This window comes from Herbiconiux sp. J20-20 (assembly GCF_057365085.1).
The window spans coordinates 1198503-1224226 of the sequence record NZ_CP195122.1 but is presented as its reverse complement, the minus strand read 5'-3'; the positions used below and the strand labels follow the sequence as shown (position 1 = coordinate 1224226).

The 25724-nt window shown below is 67.6% G+C and carries 22 protein-coding genes, 1 tRNA gene and 1 other RNA gene; 12 read left to right on the top strand and 12 right to left on the bottom strand.

Annotated elements, in window-relative coordinates; translation table 11 throughout:
• Window positions 1-41 precede the first annotated feature (41 nt).
• Window positions 42-1319, top strand: a complete 1278-nt coding sequence (locus ACR3ZA_RS05895; RefSeq protein ID WP_473661066.1) for a saccharopine dehydrogenase C-terminal domain-containing protein — start codon at window positions 42-44, stop codon at window positions 1317-1319.
• A 29-nt stretch (window positions 1320-1348) separates the two neighbouring features.
• Entirely contained in the window at window positions 1349-2995 is a 1647-nt protein-coding gene (locus ACR3ZA_RS05890) for a helicase HerA-like domain-containing protein (protein WP_473661064.1), read from the top strand.
• Between the two features lie 9 nt (window positions 2996-3004).
• On the opposite strand, the gene ACR3ZA_RS05885 is transcribed toward ACR3ZA_RS05890, so the two are convergent.
• From ACR3ZA_RS05885 to ffs, 3 genes are all read right to left on the bottom strand, one after another.
• Complete coding sequence (locus ACR3ZA_RS05885; protein ID WP_486179544.1) at window positions 3005-3583, bottom strand: hypothetical protein; 579 nt, start codon at window positions 3581-3583, stop codon at window positions 3005-3007.
• A gap of 108 nt (window positions 3584-3691) precedes the next feature.
• Window positions 3692-3776, bottom strand: a tRNA-Ser gene (locus ACR3ZA_RS05880).
• An RNA gene (gene ffs / locus ACR3ZA_RS05875) (signal recognition particle sRNA small type) lies at window positions 3777-3873 on the bottom strand.
• Between the two features lie 81 nt (window positions 3874-3954).
• Between ffs and ACR3ZA_RS05870 the strand changes: the two genes are divergently transcribed.
• From ACR3ZA_RS05870 to ACR3ZA_RS05850, 5 genes are all read left to right on the top strand, one after another.
• Window positions 3955-6396, top strand: coding sequence for a DNA polymerase III subunit gamma and tau (locus tag ACR3ZA_RS05870; RefSeq protein ID WP_473661059.1), 2442 nt, complete (start codon window positions 3955-3957; stop codon window positions 6394-6396).
• A gap of 2 nt (window positions 6397-6398) precedes the next feature.
• Entirely contained in the window at window positions 6399-7001 is a 603-nt protein-coding gene (gene recR / locus ACR3ZA_RS05865; RefSeq protein ID WP_473661057.1) for a recombination mediator RecR, read from the top strand.
• Window positions 7002-7039: 38 nt separating this feature from the next.
• Complete coding sequence (locus ACR3ZA_RS05860; protein ID WP_473661055.1) at window positions 7040-7816, top strand: HAD-IIB family hydrolase; 777 nt, start codon at window positions 7040-7042, stop codon at window positions 7814-7816.
• Window positions 7817-7880: 64 nt separating this feature from the next.
• On the top strand, window positions 7881-8948 hold the full coding sequence (locus tag ACR3ZA_RS05855; RefSeq protein WP_473661053.1) for an aspartate-semialdehyde dehydrogenase: 1068 nt from the start codon (window positions 7881-7883) through the stop codon (window positions 8946-8948).
• A 73-nt stretch (window positions 8949-9021) separates the two neighbouring features.
• Window positions 9022-10506: a malate:quinone oxidoreductase gene (locus ACR3ZA_RS05850; protein WP_473661051.1), complete on the top strand. Its 1485-nt coding sequence runs from the start codon at window positions 9022-9024 to the stop codon at window positions 10504-10506.
• 32 nt (window positions 10507-10538) lie between these two features.
• Here ACR3ZA_RS05850 and ACR3ZA_RS05845 read toward each other — a convergent pair whose 3' ends face one another.
• Window positions 10539-10673 (bottom strand): hypothetical protein, encoded by a 135-nt coding sequence (locus ACR3ZA_RS05845; protein WP_473661049.1) that lies wholly within the window; start codon window positions 10671-10673, stop codon window positions 10539-10541.
• Window positions 10674-10788: 115 nt separating this feature from the next.
• Window positions 10789-11418, bottom strand: coding sequence for a YdcF family protein (locus ACR3ZA_RS05840; protein WP_473661047.1), 630 nt, complete (start codon window positions 11416-11418; stop codon window positions 10789-10791).
• A gap of 144 nt (window positions 11419-11562) precedes the next feature.
• On the opposite strand from ACR3ZA_RS05840, the gene ACR3ZA_RS05835 reads away from it, so the two are divergent.
• Window positions 11563-12828, top strand: a complete 1266-nt coding sequence (locus ACR3ZA_RS05835) for an aspartate kinase (protein WP_473661045.1) — start codon at window positions 11563-11565, stop codon at window positions 12826-12828.
• A gap of 216 nt (window positions 12829-13044) precedes the next feature.
• On the opposite strand, the gene ACR3ZA_RS05830 is transcribed toward ACR3ZA_RS05835, so the two are convergent.
• The 7 genes from ACR3ZA_RS05830 to ACR3ZA_RS05800 form a co-directional block, all read right to left on the bottom strand.
• Entirely contained in the window at window positions 13045-14337 is a 1293-nt protein-coding gene (locus tag ACR3ZA_RS05830) for a hypothetical protein (RefSeq protein ID WP_473661043.1), read from the bottom strand.
• A 539-nt stretch (window positions 14338-14876) separates the two neighbouring features.
• Window positions 14877-16133: an MATE family efflux transporter gene (locus tag ACR3ZA_RS05825; protein ID WP_473661041.1), complete on the bottom strand. Its 1257-nt coding sequence runs from the start codon at window positions 16131-16133 to the stop codon at window positions 14877-14879.
• 237 nt (window positions 16134-16370) lie between these two features.
• Window positions 16371-16955: a DapH/DapD/GlmU-related protein gene (locus ACR3ZA_RS05820; protein WP_473661039.1), complete on the bottom strand. Its 585-nt coding sequence runs from the start codon at window positions 16953-16955 to the stop codon at window positions 16371-16373.
• Window positions 16939-18027, bottom strand: a complete 1089-nt coding sequence (locus ACR3ZA_RS05815; protein ID WP_473661037.1) for a glycosyltransferase — start codon at window positions 18025-18027, stop codon at window positions 16939-16941. Before ACR3ZA_RS05815 ends, ACR3ZA_RS05820 begins: the two co-directional genes overlap by 17 nt.
• Window positions 18028-18272: 245 nt before the next feature.
• Window positions 18273-19127, bottom strand: a complete 855-nt coding sequence (locus tag ACR3ZA_RS05810; RefSeq protein WP_473661035.1) for a glycosyltransferase — start codon at window positions 19125-19127, stop codon at window positions 18273-18275.
• Window positions 19128-19161: 34 nt separating this feature from the next.
• Window positions 19162-19692 carry a WcaF family extracellular polysaccharide biosynthesis acetyltransferase gene (locus tag ACR3ZA_RS05805; protein ID WP_473661033.1) on the bottom strand — a complete coding sequence of 177 codons (531 nt, stop codon included), beginning with the start codon at window positions 19690-19692 and terminating at the stop codon, window positions 19162-19164.
• Complete coding sequence (locus tag ACR3ZA_RS05800) at window positions 19689-20939, bottom strand: glycosyltransferase (protein WP_473661031.1); 1251 nt, start codon at window positions 20937-20939, stop codon at window positions 19689-19691. The genes ACR3ZA_RS05805 and ACR3ZA_RS05800 overlap by 4 nt, the downstream gene beginning before the upstream one ends.
• A 162-nt stretch (window positions 20940-21101) precedes the next feature.
• Between ACR3ZA_RS05800 and ACR3ZA_RS05795 the strand changes: the two genes are divergently transcribed.
• The 4 genes from ACR3ZA_RS05795 to galU are packed head-to-tail and all read left to right on the top strand — an operon-like array spanning window position 21102 to window position 25650.
• Window positions 21102-22595 carry an exopolysaccharide biosynthesis polyprenyl glycosylphosphotransferase gene (locus tag ACR3ZA_RS05795; RefSeq protein WP_473661029.1) on the top strand — a complete coding sequence of 498 codons (1494 nt, stop codon included), beginning with the start codon at window positions 21102-21104 and terminating at the stop codon, window positions 22593-22595.
• A gap of 53 nt (window positions 22596-22648) precedes the next feature.
• Window positions 22649-23680: a GDP-mannose 4,6-dehydratase gene (gmd, locus tag ACR3ZA_RS05790; protein WP_473661027.1), complete on the top strand. Its 1032-nt coding sequence runs from the start codon at window positions 22649-22651 to the stop codon at window positions 23678-23680.
• Window positions 23677-24675, top strand: a complete 999-nt coding sequence (locus tag ACR3ZA_RS05785) for an NAD-dependent epimerase/dehydratase family protein (protein ID WP_473661025.1) — start codon at window positions 23677-23679, stop codon at window positions 24673-24675. Before gmd ends, ACR3ZA_RS05785 begins: the two co-directional genes overlap by 4 nt.
• Window positions 24676-24708: 33 nt before the next feature.
• A complete protein-coding gene (gene galU / locus ACR3ZA_RS05780; protein WP_473661023.1) occupies window positions 24709-25650 on the top strand; it encodes a UTP--glucose-1-phosphate uridylyltransferase GalU in 942 nt (313 codons plus the stop codon).
• Window positions 25651-25724: the final 74 nt, after the last annotated feature.

Below are 25724 nucleotides of genomic sequence, written 5' to 3'. Positions count from 1 at the left end.
CGCTCTTCCCGAGGCGCGGCCCCGCGCGATAGCGTCGGCCCATGAGGATCCTGCTGGTCGGCGCGGGCGGTGTCGGCGATGCGATCGCCAAGATCGCGGCGCGACGTGACTTTTTCGAACTGCTCGTGGTCAGCGACTACGACCAGAGCCGCGCCGAGCGCACCATCGCCTGGATCACTGAGAAGCACGGCGCCGACGTCGCTGCGCGCTTCACGGCGGCCCACGTTGACGCCTCGAGCCCCGACTCGGTGGCCGACCTGGCGCGCGAGCACGGCGTCACGCACGTGATGAATGCGGTGGAGCCGAAGTTCGTGCCCACCATCTTCGCGGGCGCGCTCGCCGCGGGGGCCGGCTATCTCGACATGGCGATGAGCCTGTCGGAGCCGCATCCGGAGGAGCCGTATTCGCTCACCCACGTGAAGCTCGGCGACGACCAGTTCGCGCAGTCGCCCGACTGGGAGAAGGCCGGGCAGCTGGCGCTCGTCGGCATGGGCGTCGAGCCGGGCCTCAGTGACGTGTTCGCCCGCTACGCGAGCGACGAGCTGTTCGACGAGATCGACGAGCTGGGCACCCGCGACGGCGCCAACCTGGTGGTGCGCGACGAGGCGGGCAACGAGATCTTCGCCCCGAGCTTCTCGATCTGGACGACCATCGAGGAGTGCCTGAACCCGCCGGTGGTGTGGGAGAAGGACGCCGGCTGGTACACGACGGCGCCGTTCAGCGAGCCGGAGGTGTTCGAGTTCCCGGAGGGCATCGGCCCGGTCGAGTGCGTGAACGTCGAGCACGAAGAGGTGCTGCTGATGCCGCGCTGGCTCGACGCGAAGCGGGTCACCTTCAAGTACGGGCTCGGCGACGAGTTCATCGGCGTGCTGAAGACGCTGCACCTGCTCGGGCTCGACAAGACGACACCGCTGCGGGTGCGCAGCGCCGACGGCCCGGTCGAGGTCGCCCCGCGCGACGTGGTGGCGGCGGCCCTTCCCGACCCGGCGAGCATCGGACCGCGGATGACCGGCAAGACCTGCGCCGGCGTCTACGTCACGGGCACCGGGAAGGACGGCGCTCCGCGCGCGGTGTACCTCTACCACGTGAGCGACAACGAGTGGACGATGGCCGAATACGAGGCGCAGTGCGTCGTCTGGCAGACGGCGCTGAACCCGGTGATCGCGCTCGAACTGCTGGCCTGCGGCGTCTGGACCGGCGTCGGCGTGCTCGGCCCGGAGGCCTTCCCCGCGGCCCCGTTCCTCGAACTGATGGCGACGCCCGAGGCCGAGGGCGGCTACGGCCAGGCCTGGGGCCTGGAGGAGCGCACCCCGGTCTGAGTTCGATCGGCGCGGCTAGGCTGACCGCCATGAACGCTCCGAAGAACAGCGGGCCGCTCGACGACGCTGCCGTCGAGACCATTCGCGCCGGGTACGCCTTCGAGGCGCCCGCGCTGGAGATGGGCGCCCTCGTCAACGGCGAGGCGCTGGCGAAGGTGCCGGTGCGCATCCCGATCGCCATGACCAACCGTCACGGCCTCGTCGCCGGCGCCACCGGAACTGGCAAGACGAAGACGCTGCAGGTGCTGGCCGAGCAGCTGTCGGCGGCCGGCGTGCCGGTGTTCGCCGCCGACATCAAGGGCGACCTGTCGGGTATCGCGAGCGAGGGCACGTCGAGCGAGAAGCTGCTGGAGCGCACCGAAAGCATCGGGCAGGACTGGGAGCCGGTCGCCAGCCCCACCGAGTTCTTCTCCCTCGGCGGGCTCGGCTCGGGCGTGCCGATCCGGGCGAGCATCGACAGCTTCGGACCGCTGCTGCTGAGCAAGGTGCTGGGCCTCAACAGCACCCAGGAGTCGAGCCTCGGCCTGGTCTTTCACTACGCGAAGAAGTCCGAGCTGCCGCTGGTCGACCTCGCCGACCTGCGCGCCGTGGTGAGCCACCTGGTCAGCGCCGAGGGCAAGGCCGAGCTGGCCGAGCTCGGCGGTCTGTCGAAGGCGACCGCAGGTGTGATCCTGCGTGAGCTGATCATGTTCGCCGACCAGGGCGCCGATGTGTTCTTCGGTCAGCCGCAGATCGATGTCGCCGAGTTCATGCGCCAAAGCCCCGACGGGCGCGGCATCGTCAGCCTGCTCGAGGTGCCGAGCGTGCACGACAAGCCGGCCCTGTTCTCGACGTTCCTGATGTGGCTGCTCGCCGAGCTGTACTCGACCCTGCCCGAGGTGGGCGATCTGCCGCAGCCGAAGCTGGTGTTCTTCTTCGACGAGGCGCACCTGCTGTTCAAGGACGCCTCCAAGGACTTCCTCGACCAGGTCACCCGCGTGGTGCGCCTGATCCGCTCGAAGGGCGTCGGCATCTTCTTCGTGACGCAGACCCCGAAGGACGTGCCCTCGGATGTGCTGGCCCAGCTGGGCAGCCGCGTGCAGCACCAGCTCCGCGCGCACACCCCCGACGACGCGAAGGCGCTGCGCGCGACCATCTCGACCTACCCGAACTCGGGCTACGAGCTCGACGAGGTGCTGACGAACCTCGCCACCGGCGAGGCGATCGTGACGGTGATGAACGAGAAGGGCGCCCCCTCGCCCGTCGCCTGGACGCGGCTGCGCGCCCCGCAGGGTTCGATGAGCCCGACCGACCCGTCGGTGATCGCGGCCGCGGTCGCCGCCTCGCCGCTCACGACGAAGTACGGGGTCGCGATCGATCCGAGCTCCGCCCGCGAGAAGCTGACGACGAAGGCGGCCGAGGCGGAGCAGGCGCGCACCGCGGAGGCGGAGGCGACGGCCACGGCGGCCGCGCTGGAGCGTCAGCTCGCCGCCGAGCAGAAGGCGGTCGAGAAGCGCATGAAGGAGGCGCAGCGCGCGGCCGACAAGCGCGCGAAGGCGGCCGAGCGCGCCGAGGCGAAGCGGGCGCGCGAGCAGGTAGCCCGCGATGAGCGCCGGCTGAAGCAGACGGTGAACGCGGGCGTCAAGGTCGCGCGCGTGCTCGTCAACACGATCTTCGGCTCCACGCGCAAGCGCTGAGCGGGCCGGCTACATCCCGGGGATCGCGAAGCCGAGCACACTCGTCACGAGCAGCACGGCGCCGGCGAGCGCGGCAAGACCCACGGCCACCGCGGCGACCTTCAGGGCGGGCCGGTTCTCGAACCAGTAGACGCTGCCGGGATACTCGGCGAAGAACTCGGCCATGCTGAGCGGCCCGGCGACGCGGACCACCGGCACCGGCAGGGCCGCCATCAGCGCTTCGATGTCGTGCGCGTGCCAGAAGTTGCCGCGCAGCCGGTAGAGGGTGCGGCCGTTGATGTCGCGCGCGATCATCTGGGTGACGACCTCCGGCGACTGCCCGACGTGAGTGTCGACGAGCAGCACCTCTTCGATGTCGTCGAGGTCGACGCGGATCGTCGGCGAGAAGATGCCGTTGCCGGTCAGCTCGGTGTCGGTGACGACGGCGCTCACCTGAAGCTGGCGCAGCAGCACCGCGAGGGCGACGGCGAGGATGACGGCGTGCACCGCGAAGACCGGCGCGATCGACTCGCGCTCGCTGGCGAACCAGTACAGCACTCCGAAGATCGGCACCATGCCGGCGATGAACGACACGACCGCCGTGAGCATCAGTGAGCGGCGAGGGTAGATGACGACGCGCTTGCTCGACACACGCCCCCCTTCGAGCGGCACAGGTGATGTGGTGCGGAGTTCGTGGTGGTTGTTGTTGTTCAGCAGCGGAGGATGGGGGATTCGAACCCCCGAGGGCTTTCACCCAACACGCTTTCCAAGCGTGCGCCATAGGCCACTAGGCGAATCCTCCTGGCAGGACTCCCCGCGCACCCGCCAGAGCCCGGTTACCCTTGCTGCGTTTCCGCCCTGGGGGAGTTGGCCTGGTTGGCGCCACGCGGGGAGCCGCGGCAATACTATCCCACCCGCCTGTCGGAGTCGGAACCGCGCTCAGCCCTCCCGGTCGCGGTGGTCCCGACTACGCTGGGCGAGTGGTTACCGCCCTGTATCGCCGCTACCGGCCCGAGACCTTTGCCGAGCTCATCGGTCAGTCGCAGGTGACCGATCCGCTGCGCACGGCGCTGCGCACCGACCGGGTGAATCACGCCTACCTGTTCAGCGGTCCGCGCGGCTGCGGCAAGACCACCAGCGCGCGCATCCTGGCCCGCTGCCTGAACTGTGCCGAAGGCCCCACCGACACCCCGTGCGGCGTGTGCCCCTCGTGCGTCGAGCTGAGCCGCGACGGGTCGGGCTCGCTCGACGTCGTCGAGATCGACGCCGCCTCGCACAACGGCGTCGACGACGCCCGCGACCTGCGCGAGCGCGCCGCCTTCGCCCCCGCGCGCGACCGCTTCAAGATCTTCATCCTCGACGAGGCGCACATGGTGACGCCGCAGGGCTTCAACGCGCTGCTCAAGATCGTGGAAGAGCCGCCGGAGCACGTGAAGTTCATCTTCGCGACGACCGAGCCCGACAAGGTGATCGGCACGATTCGCAGCCGCACCCACCACTACCCGTTCCGGTTGGTGCCGCCCGCGCAGATGCTCGACTACGTGCAGCAGCTCAGCGGCACCGAGGGCGTCGAGGTCGAGGCGGGCGTGCTGCCGCTCGTGGTGCGCGCCGGCGGCGGCTCGGTGCGCGACACCCTGTCGCTGCTCGACCAGCTGATCGCCGGCTCGGAGGGCGACCGGGTCGACTACGAGCGCGCGGTCGCGCTGCTCGGCTACACCCACGCCGCCCTGCTCGACGAGGTGGTGGAGGCGATCGGCGACCGCGACGCTCCCGCGCTGTTCGCGGCGATCGACCGCGTCATCCAGACCGGCCAGGATCCGCGCCGTTTCGTCGACGACCTGCTGGAGCGCCTGCGTGACCTGATCGTGGTGGCCGCCACCGGTGAGGGCGCCGCCGCGGTGCTGCGCGGCATCCCCGCCGACGAGGTGGAGCGGATGCGCGTGCAGGCCACCGCCTTCGGCACCGCCGAGCTGTCGCGCGCCGCCGATCTGGTGAACGCGGCCCTGAGCGAGATGTCGGGGGCGACCTCGCCGCGTCTGCACCTGGAGCTGCTGGCCGCGCGACTGCTGGTTCCCGCGATGGACGACGCCGAGCGCGGCGCCCTCGCCCGCGTCGAGCGCCTGGAGCGCCGCATCGGCATCGAGGGCGCCGCGCCCGCTGCTGCCCCCGCTGCCGCGCCAGCCGCGCCCGCCGCTGCCGCGCAGCCCGCGCCCGCTGCCGCGCAGCCCGCGCCCGCTGCCGCGCCCGCTGCCCCCGCGCAGCGTGACGTTTCTCCGGAGGTTTCGCCGCCCGCCCCCGAAACCTCGGGGAAGGCAGCGCCCGCAGAGCCAAAAACTCCGGAGAAGCGACACACTGACGAGCCCGCCGCCGCGGCACCCGCGAAGGCAGAGCCCGCGAAGGCAGAGCCCGCCGCCGCAGCGCCCGCGAAGGCGGCGCCGGTCGGCCCGGTCACCTTCCAGCAGATCAAGGATGCCTGGCCCGAGATCCTCGAGGCAGTCAAGAAGGCGAAGCGCAACTCGTGGCTCGTGGTGTTCGCCGCGACCCCGCGCGCGTACGCCGACGAGGTGCTGACCCTCTCGTTCCGCAGCGACAACGACGTGAACGACTTCCGCCCCAAGCAGAAGCCGGGCGACAACGTCAGCGACCACCTGCGCGTCGCGATCGAGCAGGTGCTCGGCGTGCGCGTCAAGTTCCTGCCCCGCGTCGAGGCGACCGCCCCGGCGGCCGCGCAGCGTAACGCTTCTCCGGAGAATTCACCCGCCGCGCCTGGAAACACGGGGGATGCCCCCCGCACCGCGCCGAAACCTCCGGAGAAACGACACACTCAGGCGGCGGCGCCGAGCGCGGAGCCGGTGCCCGAGCCCGACGACGTCCCCGACCCGGAGGCGGAGCCGCCCCGCCCCGACGACGCCGACGGCTGGAACGTCGTGTCGATCCCCGGCGCCCCCGCCAGCGCCGCCTCGAAACCCCAAGACTCCAGCGGGTTGAGTAGCCGCGACAGCGGCGTATCGAAATCCCAAGACTCCAGCGGGTCGAGCACCCGCGACAGCGGCGTATCGAACCCCGACCCCGCGGGCACCAACTCCAGCGGGTTGAGTAGCCGCGACAGCGGCGTATCGAAACCCGCCCCCGCCAAGCCCGCGGCCGAACCCGGCGCCGCCGAACCCGCCAAGCCCGCCAACACCCCCACCCACCCCTCCGCCCGCGCCGCCGCACCGCGCGAGCGCTACGGCGAGGCGGTGGTGCGCGAGCTGCTGGGCGCGAACTTCATCGGCGAGCACTCGCTCGCCCCGGCCGAGGCCCCCGCTGCGGCGCAGGCACCCGCCCCGAGCACCGCCCCGAGCACCGCCCCGAGCAACACCCCGACCAACACCCCGAGCGACGCCCCAGGCGGCACCCCCGCTGACCCGGCCGGGAGCTAGTCATGTACGAAGGCATCATCCAAGACCTGATCGACGAGCTCGGTCGCCTGCCCGGCATCGGCCCGAAGTCGGCGCAGCGCATCGCGTTCCACATCGTGCAGACCGAGAGCTTCGACACGCAGAAGCTGGCGCAGATCCTCACCGACATCCGCGAGAAGATCCGCTTCTGCTCGATCTGCGGCAACGTCTCCGAGCTCGACACCTGCGCGGTCTGCCGCGATCCGCGCCGCAGCCCCGCCTCGATCTGTGTGGTCGAGGAGGCGAAGGATGTGGTGGCGATCGAGCGCACCCGCGAGTTCCGCGGGCTGTATCACGTGCTCGGCGGCGCGATCAGCCCGATCGACGGCATCGGCCCCGACGATCTGCGCATCGCGCAGCTGCTGTCGCGCCTAGCCGACGGCACCGTCACCGAGGTGATCATCGCGACCGACCCGAACCTGGAGGGGGAAGCCACCGCGACCTACCTCAGCCGTCTGTTGCAGACGCAGCCGGGGCTGCGCGTGTCGCGACTCGCCTCGGGCCTGCCGGTCGGCGGCGACCTGGAGTACGCCGACGAGGTGACGCTCGGCCGCGCCTTCGAGGGCCGACGTTTCGTCCAGAACTGAGACATGCTTGAAACACCGGCGTGCAAGAATCTGAACCCGTGACCACAGCCACTCCCGCCACCGCGCGCCTCGTCGCCTTCGACCTCGACGACACGCTTGCGGCCTCGAAGTCTCCGCTCGACCCGCGCATGGCGACCCTCATCGTCGACCTGCTCGGCGCCGTGGAGGTGTGCGTGATCTCGGGCGGCAACTTCGCCCAGTTCGAGCTGCAGCTGGTCGACAACCTGCCGCTGGATCACCCGGATGCCCTGGCCCGCCTGCACCTGATGCCCACCTGCGGCACCCAGTACTTCCTGTTCCAGGAGGGCGGCTGGGTCGCCCAGTACGCCGAGAACCTGAGCGACGAGCAGAAGGCCGCGGCGCTTGCCGCCGTCGAGCAGGAGGCGAAGCGCCTCGGCTTCTGGGAGAGCGAGACCTGGGGCCCGATCCTGGAGGATCGCGGTTCGCAGATCACCTTCTCGGCCCTCGGCCAGGCCGCGCCGGTCGATGCCAAGAAGGCGTGGGATCCGTCCGGCGAGAAGAAGAACGCGCTGCGCGCGGCCGTGCAGCAGCTGCTGCCCGAGCTGGAGGTGCGCTCGGGCGGGTCGACGAGCGTCGACATCACCCGCCGCGGCATCGACAAGGCCTACGGCATGGCGAAGCTGGCCGAGCTGACCGGCATTCCGCTCGACGACATGCTGTTCGTCGGCGACCGCCTCGACCCGGACGGCAACGACTACCCGGTGAAGGCGATGGGCGTCGAGTGCGTCGCCGTGGAGGGTTGGGAAGACACCGCCGAGTTCATCCGGGGCTTCCTCGCCGCACGCTCGGCGTAATCTCGCGCCCCGCTGGCACGATCGCGGCGGCGTCAACGCCCGCGCGCCCGTAGAATCGTCCGTTATGAGCACTTCCGCAGGAGTCCACCTCGGCGTTGTCGGCGCCACCGGTCAGGTCGGCGCCGTCGTGCGTCGCCTTCTCGCCGAGCGCGACTTTCCGATCGCCAGCATCCGCTTCTTCGCCAGCGCCCGCAGCGCCGGCACGACGATCGACTTCCGCGGTGAGCCGATCACGGTCGAGGATGCGTCGGTCGCCGACCCGAGCGGCCTCGACATCGCGATCTTCAGCGCCGGCGCCACGATGAGCCGGGTGCAGGCCCCGCGCTTCGCAGAGGCGGGCGTGCTCGTCATCGACAACTCGAGCGCCTGGCGCATGGATCCGGAGGTTCCGCTCGTGGTGAGCGAGGTGAACCCGCACGCCATGGATCAGGCGGTGAAGGGCATCATCGCGAACCCGAACTGCACCACCATGGCCGCGATGCCGGTGATGAAGGTGCTGGATGCCGAGGCGGGCCTGGAGCGGCTGATCGTCAGCACGTACCAGGCGGTCAGCGGCGCGGGACTGGCTGGCGGCGAGGAGCTGCTGGAGCAGGCGACCGCCGCGGTCGCGCAGGATGCGATCGGCCTGGTGCACGACGGCGGTGCGGTCGAACTGCCGGCGCCGAACAAGTTCCCCAAGAACATCGCCTTCAACGTGGTGCCGCTCGCCGGCAGCATCGTCGACGACGGCCTCTACGAGACCGACGAAGAGAAGAAGCTGCGCAACGAGAGCCGCAAGATCCTCGAACTGCCGGAGCTGCGCGTCAGCGGCACCTGCGTGCGCGTGCCGGTGTTCACCGGCCACTCGCTCTCGATCAACGCCGAGTTCGCGCGCCCGCTGAGCCCGGAGCGCGCCCGTGAGCTGCTGGACGGCGCTCCCGGCGTTCAGCTGATGGATGTGCCGACCCCGCTCGACGCGGCCGGCGACGACCCGAGCCTGGTGGGTCGCATCCGCGCCGACGAGGGTGCTCCCGAGGGTCGCGGTCTTGCGCTGTTCATCTCGAACGACAACCTGCGCAAGGGCGCCGCGCTGAACGCGGTTCAGCTGGCGGAGCTGGCGGCCGCGAAGCTGATGGCGGCCCAGCCCGCCTAGGTCGGCGCACCGCAAGAAGATCCCCGGTTCTTCACGCCACCCCCGACGGCGGCGCCTGGCCCCGGGTTCTAGGATGGATGTCGTGCCTGAACCCGTTGACGTTGCCCTCATCGGTGGCGGCATCATGAGCGCCACGCTCGGTGCCCTCATCTCGGAACTCGAGCCCGACTGGTCGATCACGATTCTGGAGGGGCTCGGCGACGTCGCGCTCGAGAGCTCGAACGCCTGGAACAACGCCGGCACCGGCCACGCGGCCCTGTGCGAGCTGAACTATTCGCCCGAGCGCCCCGACGGCTCGGTCGATGTCAGCAAGGCGATCGACATCAACGAGCAGTTTCAGGTGTCGCGCCAGTTCTGGAGCTTCCTGGTGGAGCAGGGCGTCATCCCGGAGCCCGCGCGCTTCATCAACTCGGTGCCGCACCTCAGTTTCGTGTGGGGCGAGGCGAACGTCTCCTACCTGCGCAAGCGCTTCGAGGCGCTGAAAGATCACCCGCTTTTCGCCGGGCTGGAGTACACCGAGGATGCGCGCCAGATTCGCGAGTGGGCCCCGCTGCTGATTCCGGGTCGCGCCAAGTCGCAGCCGATCGCCGCGACGCGCATCACCTCCGGCACCGATGTCGACTTCGGGGCGCTCACCCACGACCTGATCGATCACCTGGTGAAGCGCGGCGCCGACCTGCGGCTCAGTCACCGGGTGACGGGGTTGAAGAAGAAGGGTGACGTCTGGCGCATCCGTGGTCGCCGCGAGGTGGGCCTGACGGCGTTCGAGCTGAACGCCCGGTTCGTGTTCGTGGGCGCCGGCGGGGGAGCGCTGACGCTGCTGCAGCGCTCGGGCATCCGCGAGATCCGGGGCTACGGCGGCTTCCCGATCAGCGGCCAGTTCTTGCGCACCGATGAGCCGAGCGTGGTGGCGAAGCACCAGGGCAAGGTCTACGGCAAGGCTTCGGTGGGGGCGCCGCCGATGTCGGTGCCGCACCTCGACACCCGGGTGGTCGATGGCAGCAAGAGCCTGCTGTTCGGCCCGTATGCGGGCTTCACCCCCAAGTTTTTGAAGACCGGCACCTGGTGGGATCTGTTCGGCTCGATCCGCTGGCACAACCTGGGCACGATGGTGGGCGCGGGGCTGCGCAACCTGGGCCTGGTGAAGTACCTGGTGGGGGAGCTGCTCGCCTCGCGGGCGGCGAAGCACCGCGTGCTGCAGGAGTTCGCCCCCACGGCGAAGCGCAGCGACTGGCGCCTGATCACGGCGGGCCAGCGGGTGCAGATCATGAAGCGGGATGCGAACGGCACCCCGGTGATCCAGCTCGGCACCGAGGTGGTGGCGGCATCCGATGGCTCGATCGCGGGCCTGCTGGGCGCGTCGCCCGGCGCCTCGACGGCGGTGCCGATCATGCTGGGGCTGCTGGAGCGCTGCTTCCCGGAGCGCTTCGAGGGCTGGCGCCCGGGGCTTCAGTCGATGATTCCGAGCCTCGGCTCGAAGCTGTCGGATGACGAGGCGGCGGCCGCGGCCGCCCTGACATCGACCGCGGCGAAGCTCGAGCTCAGCAACCCGGCGTAGCGCCGACCGCGTCGACGGCCGCCTTCGGCGCCTCAGCTGGTGAGGGCCATGACGACGAGCACCGACGTCAGAATCGCCATCACGACGAGCAGTGCGATCGCCCACCACGGCGCCCGGTTGGGCGGGCGGACGGGCTTGGGGGTTCGCGTCACGGTCATCGTCTGCACGTCTTCGACGCTAGCGGCGTGCGGGCGCCGGAGGGCTGTGTCGGCGGCGTGATTCGACCGTTTCGTTCACCCCATTTCGGGGCACATGGGCGGTGCAGCGTCGGCGTTCGGGGGTTCAGCACCCGGGTGTCGCGAAGGCCTTCACGAAGCCGCCGGTCTGGTGGGCGAACTGCCAGATCCAGGCGCCGAGCGGCATGTCGTCGTCGACGCCGAGCACCTGCACGCCGTCGGCGATGCAGCGATCGAACAGCAGTCGCGTGCGGGCGACGTGAGGGGTCGTTGCGATGACGATCGCGCTGTCCCACTCGTTGTCGGCCAGCGCACGGGCGAGATCCTGGGCCTCGCCTTGGGTGGTGAACGGCTCGGGTTGCCGGCACAGCACCCCGCTGTCGGGATCGTCACACAATTCAACCGCTCGAACGACCGGGCTGCCCGCAACCGCCCACTCCGGGGTCGTGGGCTTCTCCCACCCGGTGTCCTCGGGCGGGGCTGTGTCCTCCAGCTCGATGGAGATCATCAGGTGCGAGGCAAGTCCCTGTTCGATCAGCGTCTCGGCCAGGGCGATCCGGTCATCGGTGGGTGGGCCGATCACGTAGACGACGTCGGCGGGCCGCGGCTCCTGATCGCCGGGGAACACGTAGACGACAACGGCTGCGCCGACGGCGAGCACCAGTGCGGCGAGCAGTGCGAGCGCGCTGCGCACGGCGATCCGGGCGGTGCGCGGCAGGCGGCGGAGTCTCGTCACGGGGCATCGTCCTCTGGGGGCGGGGGCAGAAGCGCACGCCGTCATGCGGGTTCGAGCATACGGGCGCAGGGCGTCGGTTTCGGGTTGACTCCCGCGGGCGTCTAGAATTGTGCGTCTGCACCCGCGATCCAGGAGTCAATCCCCGTGAGCCTCATCGTCCAGAAGTACGGCGGTTCTTCCGTCGCCGACGCCGAGAGCATCAAGCGGGTGGCCAAGCGCATCGTCGAGACCCGCAAGGCGGGCAACGAGGTCGTTGTCGCCGTGTCGGCGATGGGCGACACCACCGACGAGCTGATCGACCTGGCGCACGAGGTCGCGCCGATCCCGGAGCCGCGCGAGCTCGACATGCTGCTCACCACAGGGGAGCGCATCTCGATGGCGCTGCTGGCGATGGCGATCAAGAGCATGGGCTACGAGGCTCGCTCGTACACGGGCAGCCAGGCCGGCATGATCACCGACTCGCGGCACGGCTCGGCGCGCATCGTCGATGTGACCCCGGGCCGGGTGCGCGAGGCGCTCGATGACGGCGCGATCGCGATCGTCGCCGGGTTCCAGGGTTTCAACCGCGACAGCCGTGACATCACGACGCTGGGTCGCGGCGGATCCGACACCACCGCGGTGGCGCTGGCGGCGGCGCTGAAGGCGGATGTCTGCGAGATCTACACCGACGTCGATGGCGTCTTCACGGCCGACCCGCGGGTGGTGCCGAAGGCGCACAAGATCGAGCACGTCACCAGCGAGGAGATGCTCGAGCTGGCGGCGGCGGGGGCGAAGGTTCTGTACATTCGCGCGGTCGAGTACGCGCGGCGCCACGGTGTCACGCTGCACGTGCGCTCGTCGTTCAACAACAACGAGGGCACCTGGGTCGTCAACGGCAATAGAGGAGAGACGATGGAAGAGCCCATCATCACGGGAGTCGCGGGCGATCTGAGCGAGGCGAAGATCACCGTCGTCGGCGTGCCCGACGTGCCCGGCAAGGCTGCCGAGATCTTCACGATCGTGGCGCAGACCGGCGCCAACATCGACATGATCGTGCAGAACGTGTCGGCGGCCGCCACCGGCGTCACCGACATCTCGTTCACGCTGCCGAAGTCCGACGGCGAGAAGGTGCTTACCGCGCTGCGCGTCGCGCAGGAGGCCGCCGGCTTCGAGTCGCTGCAGTACGACGACCAGATCGGCAAGCTCTCGGTTGTCGGTGCCGGCATGCGCACCAGTGCGGGTGTCTCGGCCCAGCTGTTCACCTCGCTGTCGGATGCGGGCATCAACATCGAGATGATCTCGACCTCTGAGATCCGCATCTCGGTCGTCACCCGCGCCGACACCCTCGCCGACGCGATGCGCATCGTGCATAACGCGTTCGGGCTTGACGGCGAGGTTGACGCGGTGGTGCACGCAGGTACTGGGCGCTAGAACGCGACCTGTCGGCGCCTGGCCTTCTTGCGGGCGTGGTGCACCGGCTCATGGCAACTTGACTGCCCACGCTGACGCCTGGGCAGCCACCACCCACATCGGTCCGGCCGGGCGAGTCCCCGCGTCTTTCGCTTCTCCCGCGGCCACCGTTCATTGCCCGTGTCGGGGCTGTCCCGCCACGTCGGAGTTGCTTCGCCCGCACATGGTAGCCCGCCGCTACTCGGTCGGCTCTCTCTGAGTATGCCGAGCACGCCGCCGAGACTCGGCGAATAGCCACACGCCAACCAGTAGGAAGACATACTGAAATCGCATGGCCGATGACAAGTTGTATTGGACGAACAGAAACGCTGACAAGATGGCGGTGCCCAAGGGGACAAAAGTCACTGCAGTCGGCCCTACTTGTGCCCGATAGTCCAGAGTTGCGCTTTCGACAAATCCCGCGATGAGTCCTATCACGCCGAACGCCAGCAGCAAAAAGACGACGCCATGGTTGGCAATTTCGCCAAGGGCGGCGTATGGGATCGCGAAGTTGATTCTCAAGCTTGTGGCCGAGCTCCCCGCGACGGCGAATCCAGGCAGTGGAAATATCGATTCAAGGAACGAACTCCACGGGATGGGGCTTGCGGCGCCAGTCTTCGCCACAACGTTGAAGGCCGAAAGAAGGTTGCCGAGGATTGTCCAAATGGATTCCACCGACACCAGTGAGAACCCATCGAGTGCGCTCAAGTTTGGTATGAGACCTTGAACTGGAAGGCCGCGCGTATATAGCGGTAAAGGAATGAGTGCAAGCGCGAGCAGCGCTCCGATCACCAGGACGACGGCCCGCAATCTTCGAATCGCCATGCTAATCCCGGTAAAGAACATCAAGATCGTCACAGAGATGAGCCGACTCGACAGCGCAAACGAAAACGCCACGAACGACAGAACTAGCGCAACGGAGGCGATCTTTGCCATCATGCCATTTCGCGTGAAGACGTAGCCGAGCAGGAACGCGGCAGGTAGCTGAAGATACGTCAAGAATCCGCCAATCGGCGTGTCGATGTGATACGAGGAGCGCTCGAGGAGATCGTTCACATCTCGCACCGCGAGGTTGACCGCCAGGCTCGCCGTTGCGAAACCGATCGCGACGCGCGGATCGGCGAAGCTTGCTGAGCGCGCTTGAAGACTCGAGAGTCTAAGCTCCCGGGCCAAGGAGCCGCGTGTCGCGGCCGAACCGACCAGGACCGCGAACGAGGCGAGCATGAACCAAGTGAGAGCCTGAGTTCGTACTTCCGGGTCATCAACCACCAAGGCTGCTGTGAAGTATCCCGCAGAGTACCCGCGACTTGCGATTTCGTCGTAGAAGGCGAACCCCGCGATGCCGAAAACGGAAATGATGCCACAGAACGCAACAGTTGGCGTCAAGAGTGAGTGACGAAGTCGAATGCAGGTCGCGCCGAATGCGAGATAGTTGATGGTGATCGCAAGCACGCACTCAAGCGGGAGCGCGGCTGCAGACGATGCTGTCATGACGGGAATCGAACCCAGTAGCAGCAGTAACACCGCGAGGGGCGGGATTGGAGCGCGCTGCCGCAACGGGCTCGCCGCGCTCACTACTGCGCTCCCCTGTGTCCGATTACGTACTCGTGGGAGTGGCAAGGTAGGTAGCCTTCGCCCTTAGGAGCTGAGCAGGATGGGGTCTTTCTTTGGCAGAACCCTAGGGTGCGATTTCCGCTCAAGTCGCACATCGAGGGGAAGCGCTTCCGTGCGTCCAATCGTTTCGGCCCGGCAGTAGAGAGCGTTCGGCTCGCCCGTGTCGCGGAGCGCACCTCTGGCAGTGCGAGAAAGCCAATCGGGTGTTCGGCAGCTCGCGCCGAGTTTGCGCACCGCCACCGGCGGCTGAACCGCTCCGTTCTGTCGCAAGCGGGGTGGCCTGCTTCGAGCGAAGCAGGCGTCCTACTCCGCCACGGACGAGCGGGCAGTGTGCGCGGCTGCCTCCCGATCGGGAAGTCGTGGCTATCCGCATTCATCTGCTCGAAACCTCGCCAATCATTCAGCTTCCTAACGATTCAAGTCATCGGGCTTGGGCGAAACAGAGCAGTTTCGCGTCGAAGGGCTCGCTTGTAGGCGATGGTCCAACCAACCATGCTGACTGCCCCGCTCACCACAAGCGTCGGCAGAATCGGATCCGCCTCAATCCAGGGGGCCCCCGCCACGGCAGCCGCCGAAATAGCCGTGCTCGCCACGAGTGCGATACCTCGAATGAGCGCCCCATACTTTTGATAGCCCAGCGCTTGGCCGGCCGCCTGCAGCGGACTAATCACGACACCGAGAATCGCCGCGATGCCAACGCCCGCCGCGGGTATCAGCGATTCGGGCGTGAGCGGAATCTTTGCCACCACGAGGGCGACGGGTTCAATGACCAGTACGACGCCGAGCGCCAGCGGGAGGAGCAGCGCATACGAATGCCGCACCTTTCGCCGGAGATTGGCGAGTGCACGGAAGTCGGTCAGCGCCCAAGCATTCAGGCCGAACGCCACCACCAGAGTCGAGTTTACGAGATTCAGCGGCCCGGTCGCCGATTGAAGAACACGGTACGTTCCCGCCTGAGCAATATCCGCGGTCAAGCTCGATACGTAGAGCGGCAAGAGAGCGACCAAGGCGGCCATGGCGTTCTCGGTGACCGACCATCTGCCCAATCGCCAAGTCGCGGTCAGACTCGTTGGTGCTACCTGTGTTCGGGTTCGCCCCAAGAGCAGGGCGAGAATGAGTGCGGCGGAAGCCCCGGCGCCCCAGGCGACGACAACCATAGTGACGGTGGCGTCAGGGGCACGCCATATCAAGAACAGACCTCCGAGAGTCACGACTAGCCACGTCAAGTCAGACACCAGCGCTGATCGCACGCGCTCAAGCATGAACAGCCGATATCGGAGCAGATCCTGCGCGACGATCACGCCAGCGGCGATCGCGCCAACGATGAGGAGGGACGGTGTCACCCCGGACTGTCCGACGAACCCCTGCAAGAGGACGAGCAGAAACACCAGTGCGGCGCCAGCTGGAGCCAACAGTGCTGCCCAGCGGTACGGTATTACGCTGCGCCCGCCCGCCCGCTGGGATGCCAACGCGGGCGTCGCGACCCCAGCTCGAACGAGTCCCAACGCGATGGTGACGGCGAGATGAAGCACTGAGTACGTCGAGAGCAAGTCAGGTGTAAGCAGGCGTGCAGATACCAGCAATACAAGGACATTGCTCACACTGGAAACGCCCTGATCGAGGAGTAGGGCCACCTGACGCCGGACGAACAAACGCCTCAAGATGTTGAGCATGGCCCCAGCTTTCGTTGTTGCTGGCGGGCGCGTCTTCGGCGGCTCGGCCTACGGGGGCAATTGGCGGTCAGCTCTGGCTCGGATGGTCGAGGCAGCCTGTCGGATCGTCGTGCGTTCGGGCATGCGATCAGCCGACGGCTTCTCGATCTTGCGTACCGCTCGCTTTTGTAACTTGGGCGAGTATTGAGAAGGCGGGAGACCTCCGGCGCTCGGGAATCGAGCCAAACCCACGTTGCTTCACGCAAGTTCTGACCAGCCACCCAGGGCTTCGGAGTGCTGCCGCTCCTGTGAGACGCTCTCGAAGCGCCGACCAACAGGTTTCGCGGGATTGCCAGCAACGATGGAGAACGGCTCGACGTCCCGGGTCACAACCGAGCCCGCGCCGACAATCGCGCCCTCGCCGATCCTGATCCCGCTCATGATGACCGAAGAAGCGCCTATCCAGACATCCCTGCCGATGTGAATGAAGTCGCGCTCGGTTGGCTCGCGGTGCGCAACCCAGGTCGAGCGTGCGGCAGGTATTCCCACTTCGCGCACTGCATGATCGTCTCTACCTACGATCTGCACGCCCATTCCCACGAGCACGTGGTCTGAAATCGTGCCGCTCACCTGAACGATGGAGCGGGGGCCGATGCTGACGTGACTGCCAATGCTGAGGCCGTGGGGCGAGCTTACGACGACGCCCCGACCAACGCGGAAGTTCTTTCCGTAGGAGACATTTTCGTGGACGTTGAGACGGCGCAGCACCGCTCGAACTAAGCCTTGCAACGGCGCGGCGAGACCTGACGTCGTCATTCTCTTGTTCTCATCGAGGGGAGCCATCGGCCGATCCTTCCGTGCGTGCGAATGCGTCTACAAGGCCGACAGCCATAGATTCTGCGGAGTATCTACTTCGCACATGTTCGACGAGGGTGGAGTTGGGGAGCGAAGCGCGGGACTCCCACAGCTCGAGAATTGCGCGTGCCATTGCGTCTGGGTCGCTACTTCGAAACCAGGAGATCCCCCCGCTTTCCTCCAGCTCGATCTCTGGCGAGTGAGGTTCGTTTCGAGCAACGACCATTGGTACACCGAAACCAAGGCTTTGCGTCACCCCGAGGCCTGCGAAGCCGGGAGACGCCGAGACAAATGCCCCCGCGTACAGCCTCTTGAGCTTGTCGGGCTCGCTGATCCAGCCCAAGAACTCGACGCTCCTGGCTATACCCAACGATTCTGCGAGGTCCTCAAGTTTTTTTCGTTCGGCGCCGTCTCCGACTATTCGAAGGCGCAATCCCGGTTGCAAGGTCGTTGCGATGGCAAATCCCTTAAGCAAAAGGTCCACCTTCTTGGCGGCAGCAAGTCGGCCAACGTAGAGCACGACGTTTCGTTGGGACGATACGGCCCCGCCAAGATACCTAGCGGGGTAAAGCGCGTTCGGCGCCGTCCATACAGGTCGATCCGGCATCGAAGCTGCGGCTTCTTCCGCCTCCCTGAACGAGTATGCGACGAAACCGTAGGCTAGTCGCCGCATCACGCGCCGCAGGGAAGCGGTGCGCGACAACCCCCCGGACTGCGGATTCAGATGCCCCCAGACCAGCGTTCGTCGTCGAAGCACCCGCCTTGTGAACAACAACCCCCAGGCCGCGAGACTGCGCGGGTTGAGGTCAACAACAAGGACTCCGGCGGAGGCGGCGTCGCGCCAGTGCCCGGACTGGAGGTAGAGGCGTCCGCCTAGCAGGCGGGTCATCTTCGTGCGCTTGTAGAGGCGGGGGTTGACCCCGGTCGTGACGCTCGCGTCAAGGTGAGCGTCGCTGGTATACATTTCGAGATCTTTGCCCAGAGTCGAAGCCAGAATATCGATGCAATAGCGTCGGTACTCCGGCAGGACCGCCAAATACATCGCAAACCGCGCAGGCATTCGCTACACGCCTCCCATCAGGGCCAGCCGATGCTTTAGCACACGAAAAGCGTTGGAAGACCGGGCTGAAGACACGCCTCCGGGGCGCGCGTCGTTTTGATGTCGCAGTGCGTACGCGATCCTTGGGATCTCGCCCGCGGGATCCGTCGCGAACTTGATCGACGATTGCGCGCACTGCATGTGGGTCACGTGCATGTCGTTCGACTCGTTCGCCGAGGCCCTCGCGCGCTGCCGCCTGTCCGGCTTCATCTAGCTGCCCCCGCCACTTCGCTCCGAAACCGGCCGAGTTCGCGCGCCTTCAAATCGATCTGCCAGTAGTAGGTCGCGAGGGCGATCGCGTAGTCGAGCCCTGCGCGGCCATCGAGCAACCCGAGCCTGAAGAAATACGAGTAGATGAAGAACGAGATCGGCTTGAAAGGGACTCGGTCAAACAATGCACCTTTCGCGGTGCGTTTGGATGCGATTTCGCGTCGCGCTTCGTCATTCATCCTGAGATGCGCTTCCCAATCCGAATAGCGGTTATGGCGATCGAACCAGCTGCTGACCGGATCTTGATCGTCGTGCAGCAGGCGACCTCTCAACGCGCCCAGCCGCCCCCTGGCGACCGGCTGGTAGTGGCCCTCGACCTCACGGATTCCTGGGGCCGCGAGATCGTCCATCACAGGGAACGCCGTCTGTGTCGGATCGAGAAGTGAACGTTTCGTGACGCGGTGCCCGTGTCGCAGGAACTTTCCGGCGAATCGGTAGCTCAGATGGATATCGAACGCGGCGTGACCGGATGCTTGCAGCGTGGGTGCGAGTTGACGGAGCTCCGAAATCAAGGATGGAGATGGGTATTCGTCCGCGTCGAGCAAGAGAATCCATGGGTGCCGAGGCGCGCAGTTCTCTATCGACCACTGCTTCTTCTTCGGGTACTGGCCATCCCAGGTAAAGTTGATGACTTCGACGCCGAACTGGCGCGCTATGTCGACTGTTGCGTCGGTGCTGTTCGAGTCGATAACGACGACTTGGTCGAAGTCAGTCAGATTGCCGAGCGTTTTCGCAAGGCCAGCTTCTTCGTTCTTGGTGAGGACGACGACGGTCAGTCCGATCTTCTCCACGCGGGGTCTCATTTCACAAGTAGCTGTCGGGGGCTTACGCGGCTCGGGTGGCAACGGGAGCGAGCGCCTTTGCTCCGGCGGGGAGAGAACTAGTGACAAGCGCCGTCGCCCCGACGAGCGCATCGCGACCGATGACCACTCCCCGCAGAACTGTCGCTCGCGCAGCGACCCACGCGCCGTCCTCGACGACGATCGGCGCATTGTCGAATTCGAACGTCGGAGAGCGGTGGTCGTGGCTACCCGTGCAGAGAAACGCGCCCTGCGAGATGCATACGTTCGAGCCGATCGTGATCGGTTCGAGATTGAGCAGCCAGGCGTCAACGCCGATCCAGGTGTGGTCGCCGATCGTGAGCTTCCAGGGCCAGTGCACCCGCACGTGCTGTCGGATCAGCACCCCCGTGCCGACCTTCGCGCCGAACGCACGCAGAATGGCGACGCGCAGGCGCGGCGGGCACCAGGTGCGTTCGAACACGAGCGACGACGTCGCCACCCAGAGGGCCTGCCAGAGCTTGTTGCGCCCCTTGTTGTAGCCAGCACTGGTGAAGCCAGCGAGATCTCGCGTCATGCGACGGCCCCCAACGCGGAGGCGAGAGCAACATAGCGGGCGCGGGCCTGTGCTGCCGAGTATCGCGACTCGTGCATTGAGCGCGCGCGCCCTGCGAGCTGGTGAGCGCGCGACGTGTCTGCCGCGACCGCCAACGTGGCGTCGAGCAGCTGCGCGGCGTCTCCGGGAGCCACCAGCAGCGCGGCGTCGTCGGCCGAGATCACGGCGTGCGTGATGCCGCCCGGCTCCACCGCGGCGACGATCGGCCGGCCGGCGCTCGTGTACGAGGTGAGCTTGCTCGGCAGCGACATCTCTTTCACCCCGGGGCGCTCGTTGAGCACCAGCGCATCGGCCGCGGCCAGCGCCAGCGGGTAGTCGTCGCTCGGCAGCGGGTCGACGAACCGCAGCGTTGGCACATCGCGGGCGAGCCGTTCGAGCTCGGCGCGCTGGTTGCCGTCGCCCACGAGCACGAACGTCACCCCGCTGCCGCGCTCGTGCGAGAGCTTCGCGGCAGCCACCACCGACTCGAGCCCCTGTTTCATGCCCATGTTTCCGGTGTGCACCGCCAGAAACCCCTCCACGGGCCAGCCGAGTCGTGCACGCGCCTCGGCGGCGGTGGCGCTTGAGGGGGTGATGTGGGTGAAGTTCGGCAGCTCGACGATCCGGTCGGTCGAGACCCCGTGCGCGCCGAGCACGGCGGCGAATTGCGGCGTGATCACGCCGACCCGGTCGGCCTTGCGTGCGAGCGCGTACTCGAAGGCGGCGATGGCGCGAGCGGCGCGGCCGCCGGTCGTCCCCGACTCGCCCGCGGCATTGCCGGTGAGGTCCTGCACCAGCACGCCGAGCGGTCGGCCGCGTCGGCCCGCGATGGCGGCGGCAAGGCCGGCGATCGACGGCGTGACGGCGATCACCACGTCGGCACGGTCACGGCGTACCGCGCTGCCCGCCCCCGTCAAGAAGCTCGCCTCCATGCGCGCGCGCCCCGCCAGCGTGGTGACGGCAGGAACGTGGTGTCGAACGCGCGTCACACGGATGCCGTCGATCACCTCGTGCCATCGCGAGCCTCGCCCGTAGGCCGGGTCTTTGACCCGCCACTCCGGATAGTGCGGAATGCCGGTGACGACGTGCACCTCGGCGCCCGCGTCGCGAAACGACTCCGCCATCGCCGTCGTGTAGGGCGCGATCCCCGTTGAGTCGGGGGCGTAGTTGATGCCCACCAGGCAGATGCCGAGGCCGTCGAGAACGGCAGGCGCAGGGGGAGCGGACATGAGCATGAGTCTGAACCAGGAACATTTCGGGGATGTGAACAAGACTCGCTTGCAGCGCGCGGGGAAATGTGAATTCTTCGTTTCCGATGCGAATCTGCCGAGTATTTGTCGCTAATGTAGCCCACCTGAGGGATGCTCTCGAATTCCTCACGAGGAGACGGTATGCACGGCGGCCCCGGCTCGGGCGCCCCCCTGCCCGCAGCCCCAACCCACACCCCCCACGCAGCGGCGAGTTGGGCGGCGCGCTACGCGGCCCGACTTGCGGTGACCGATCTGCTCGTCATCGTCTGGGCTGTGGTCGGCGCCCAGCTGGCGCGATTCGGGCTCGACGGCGGCCACGTCGCCGTCGTCGAAGAGCGCAACCTCTCGCTCGCCTACACCTGGGTGTCGGTCATTCTCATCGTGCTGTGGATGCTCACCCTGGCCGCCGCCGGCACCCGCGACTCGCGCATCCTCGGCACCGGCGCCACCGAATACCGGCGCATCTTCAGCGCGAGTCTGCAGCTGTTCGGCGTGATCGCGATCGTCGCCTTTCTCGCCAGCATCGACCTTGCCCGCAGCTACCTGCTGCTGGCGTTCCCGATCGGCGTGCTGACCCTGGTCGCCAGCCGCTGGATCTGGCGACAGTGGCTCGCCAGCGTGCGCACCCGCGGCGAATACTCGTCGGCGGTGGTGCTGCTCGGCTCGCTCGACTCGGTCATCGCCATCGCGCGCGAACTCGACCGCGTGCCGCAGGCCGGCTACCGCGTCGTGAGCGCGGTGATCCCCGGCTCGACGCTCGAGAGGCTGCCCGGAACGGCTCTGCCGGTGTCGGGCGACCTCGACGAGGTCTTCCCGTTGATGCGGCTGACCTCGGCGGACACGGTCGTCGTCACCAGCAGCGATGAGCTGCCGCCGCGCCGCATCCGTGAACTCAGCTGGGAGCTCGAACCGGGGCGCCAGCACCTCGTCGTCGTGCCGAGCCTCACCGACATCGGCGGCCCGCGCATTCACATGCGACCCGTGGCGGGCCTGCCGCTGGTGCACGTCGAGACGCCGCGCTACGAAGGCTTCGCGCGTGTCATCAAGCGCCTGTTCGACGTCGCCGCGTCGGGAGCGCTCATCGTCGCCCTGTCGCCGTTCCTGATCACCATCGCCATGGTGATCCGGCTCAGCACGCCCGGCGCCGTGCTGTTCCGGCAAGAGCGCATCGGCCTCGGCGGCCGCCGCTTCCAGATGCTCAAGTTCCGCTCGATGGTCGTCGACGCCGAGGCGCGCATCGCCGCCCTGCAGCAGCAGCAGCGCGCCGAAGGCAACACGGTCATGTTCAAGATGCGCGACGACCCGCGCATCACCCCGATCGGCGCGTTTCTGCGGCGGTACAGCCTCGACGAACTGCCGCAGCTCTTCAACGTGTTCGCTGGCGACATGTCGCTCGTCGGGCCGCGCCCGCCGCTCGAGCGCGAGGTCGCGCTCTACGAAGAGCACGTGCATCGGCGCTTTCTCGTCAAACCCGGCATCACCGGGCTCTGGCAGGTGAGCGGTCGTTCCAACCTCTCGTGGGAAGACACCGTGCGCCTCGACCTCTACTACGTCGAGAACTGGTCACTCACCGGCGACTTCTCCATCCTCTGGCGCACCGCCCGGGCCGTCCTGGCCCGCGACGGCGCGTATTGACCGACACCACCCGAGTCATCCCGACCACCCGAAAGAGCCAGGCAGGAACACCCATGACGAAGCGCGCACTCATCACCGGAATCACGGGCCAAGACGGCTCGTACCTCGCCGAGCTGCTGCTCAGCAAAGGCTACGAAGTGCACGGGCTGATCCGTCGCGCCTCCACCTTCAACACGAGCCGCATCGACCACATCTACGTCGACCCGCACGACCCCGAGGCGAAGCTGTTCCTGCACTACGGCGACCTCAGCGACGGGGCGCGCCTCGTGACGCTGCTGGCCGAGATCGACCCCGACGAGGTCTACAACCTGGCCGCGCAGTCGCACGTGCGCGTCTCGTTCGATGAGCCCGAGCACACCGCCGACACCACCGGCACCGGCACCATCCGCCTGCTGGAGGCGGTGCGCCTCTCGGGCATCGAGACCCGCTTCTACCAGGCCTCCTCCTCCGAGCTGTACGGCGCTACCCCGCCGCCGCAGAGCGAGACGACGCCGTTCTACCCGCGCTCGCCCTACGCCGCCGCCAAGCTCTACAGCTTCTGGATCACCAAGAACTACCGCGAGGCCTACGGCATCTTCGCCACCAACGGCATCCTCTTCAATCACGAGTCGCCGCGCCGCGGCGAGACCTTCGTCACCCGCAAGATCACCCGCGCCGTCGCCCGCATCAAGGCGGGGGTGCAGAAGGATCTCTACCTCGGCAACCTCGACTCGGTGCGCGACTGGGGCTACGCCCCCGAATACGTCGAAGGCATGTGGCGCATGCTGCAGGCTGACGAGCCGGAGGACTTCGTGCTCGCCACCGGTGTCGGCTACACCATCAAGGACTTCCTCGAGGCGTCGTTCGGCCGGGTCGGGCTCGAGTGGCAGGAGTTCGTCAAGTTCGACGAGCGCTACCTGCGCCCCACTGAGGTCGACGCGCTCATCGGCGACGCGAGCAAGGCGGCCGACAAGCTCGGCTGGACGCCGACCGTCGACGGGCGTCGCCTGGCCGAGATCATGGTCGACGCCGACATCGAGTCGCTGTCGCACGAAGGCCGCTTCTGGATCGACACTCCGGCCCTGCGCGACTGGGTGGCGGCGTGATCGAGTCCGACGGCCCGCGTCTCGTCGACGATGTCGCCTTCGAGGCGGCGCCGCTCGACCGTGAGGCGACGTTCTACGTGGCCGGGCATCGCGGCCTCGTCGGCTCGGCCATCTGGCGCCGGCTGGAGGCCGAAGGGTTCACCGACCTCGTCGGGCGCACCTCGGCCGACCTCGACCTGAAGGATCGCGACGCCGTGTTCGCGTTCTTCGCCGAGACGAAGCCGCGCTACGTGGTGCTCGCGGCGGCGAAGGTGGGCGGGATCCTCGCCAACAACACCTACCCGGTCGAGTTCCTGAGCGACAACATCCGCATCCAATCCAACGTGATCGACGCGGCGCTCGCGCACGACGTGGAACGGCTGCTGTTCCTCGGCTCGTCGTGCATCTACCCGAAGCTCGCACCGCAGCCGATCACCGAAGACGCCCTGCACACCGGCTATCTGGAGCACACCAACGACGCCTACGCGATCGCCAAGATCGCGGGCATCATGCACATCCAGGCGGCGCGGCGCGAGTACGGCAAGGCGTGGATCTCGGCGATGCCGACCAACCTCTACGGGCCGAACGACAACTTCTCGCCGCAAGGCTCGCACGTGCTGCCCGCGCTCATCCGCCGCTACGACGAGGCCGTCGCCTCGGGCGAGAGCACCGTCACCAACTGGGGCACCGGCACGCCGCGACGCGAGTTCCTGCACGTCGACGACATGGCCGAGGCGTGCCTGCACCTGCTGGAGCACTACGACGGGCCCCAGCAGGTCAACGTGGGCACCGGCACCGATGTGTCGATCCGCGAGATCGCCGAGACGATCGCGCGACTCGTCGGCTTCGAGGGCACCACCGAGTGGGACACCTCCAAGCCCGACGGCACGCCGCAGAAGCTGCTCGACGTCTCGAAGCTCGCGGCCGCCGGGTGGCGCTCGCGCATCTCGCTCGACGAGGGGCTCGCCTCCACCATCGAGTGGTATCGCCAGCACGTCGGCGCGCTGCGCGAGTAGCTCGCACGACAGAACCGAACCAGAGGAAGACAGATGCGCAAGGCCCAGAAAGCCGTCATCCCCGCGGCGGGAATGGGAACCCGGTTCCTGCCCGCCACCAAGGCGATGCCCAAAGAGATGCTGCCCGTCGTCGACAAGCCGGCGATCCAGTACGTCGTCGAAGAGGCCGTCGCGGTGGGGCTCCGCGACGTGCTGATGATCACCGGGCGCAACAAGAACGCGCTCGAGAACCACTTCGACCGCGCCACCGAGCTCGAGCACACGTTGCAGGCCAAAGGCGACACCGACAAGCTCGCCAAAGTCAGCTACTCGACGAGCCTCGCCGACATGCACTACGTGCGGCAGGGCGACCCGCGCGGGCTCGGCCACGCCGTGCACCGCGCCAAGGCGCACGTCGGCGACGAGCCGTTCGCGGTGCTGCTCGGCGACGACATCATCGACGCGCGCGACCCGCTGCTCGAGCGCATGATCGACGTGCAGCACGAGCGCCAGGCCACCGTCGTCGCGCTGATGGAGGTCGACCCCGCCACCACGCACCTCTACGGGGTGGCCACCGTCGAGGCGACCGAGCACGACGACGTGGTGCGCATCACCGGGCTGGTCGAGAAGCCGGCGCCCGGCACCGCGCCCTCCAACCTCGCCATCATCGGCCGCTACGTGCTGCACCCGGCGATCTTCGACGTGCTCGAGCACACCGCACCCGGCAAGGGCGGAGAGATCCAGCTCACGGATGCGCTCGAGACGCTCGCCGCCGAACCGCAGCGGGCCGGCGGAGTCTACGGAGTCGTCTTCCGCGGCCGGCGCTACGACACCGGCGACCGCCTCGACTACCTCAAGGCGATCGTGCGGCTCGCCCTCGACCGCCACGATCTGGGGCCCGAGCTCGAGCCCTGGCTGCGCGAGCTCGTCGCCAACCTGCCCGAGCGGTCCGCCGCGCAGCCCGACGACCCTAGCGACGCACAGCTCATCGCCTGATTTTCGGCATGTCCGAATGATGTGCAATGCTCACGTGCATCATCGAGGCCGACCGACCGCCTACTGATCCCCCT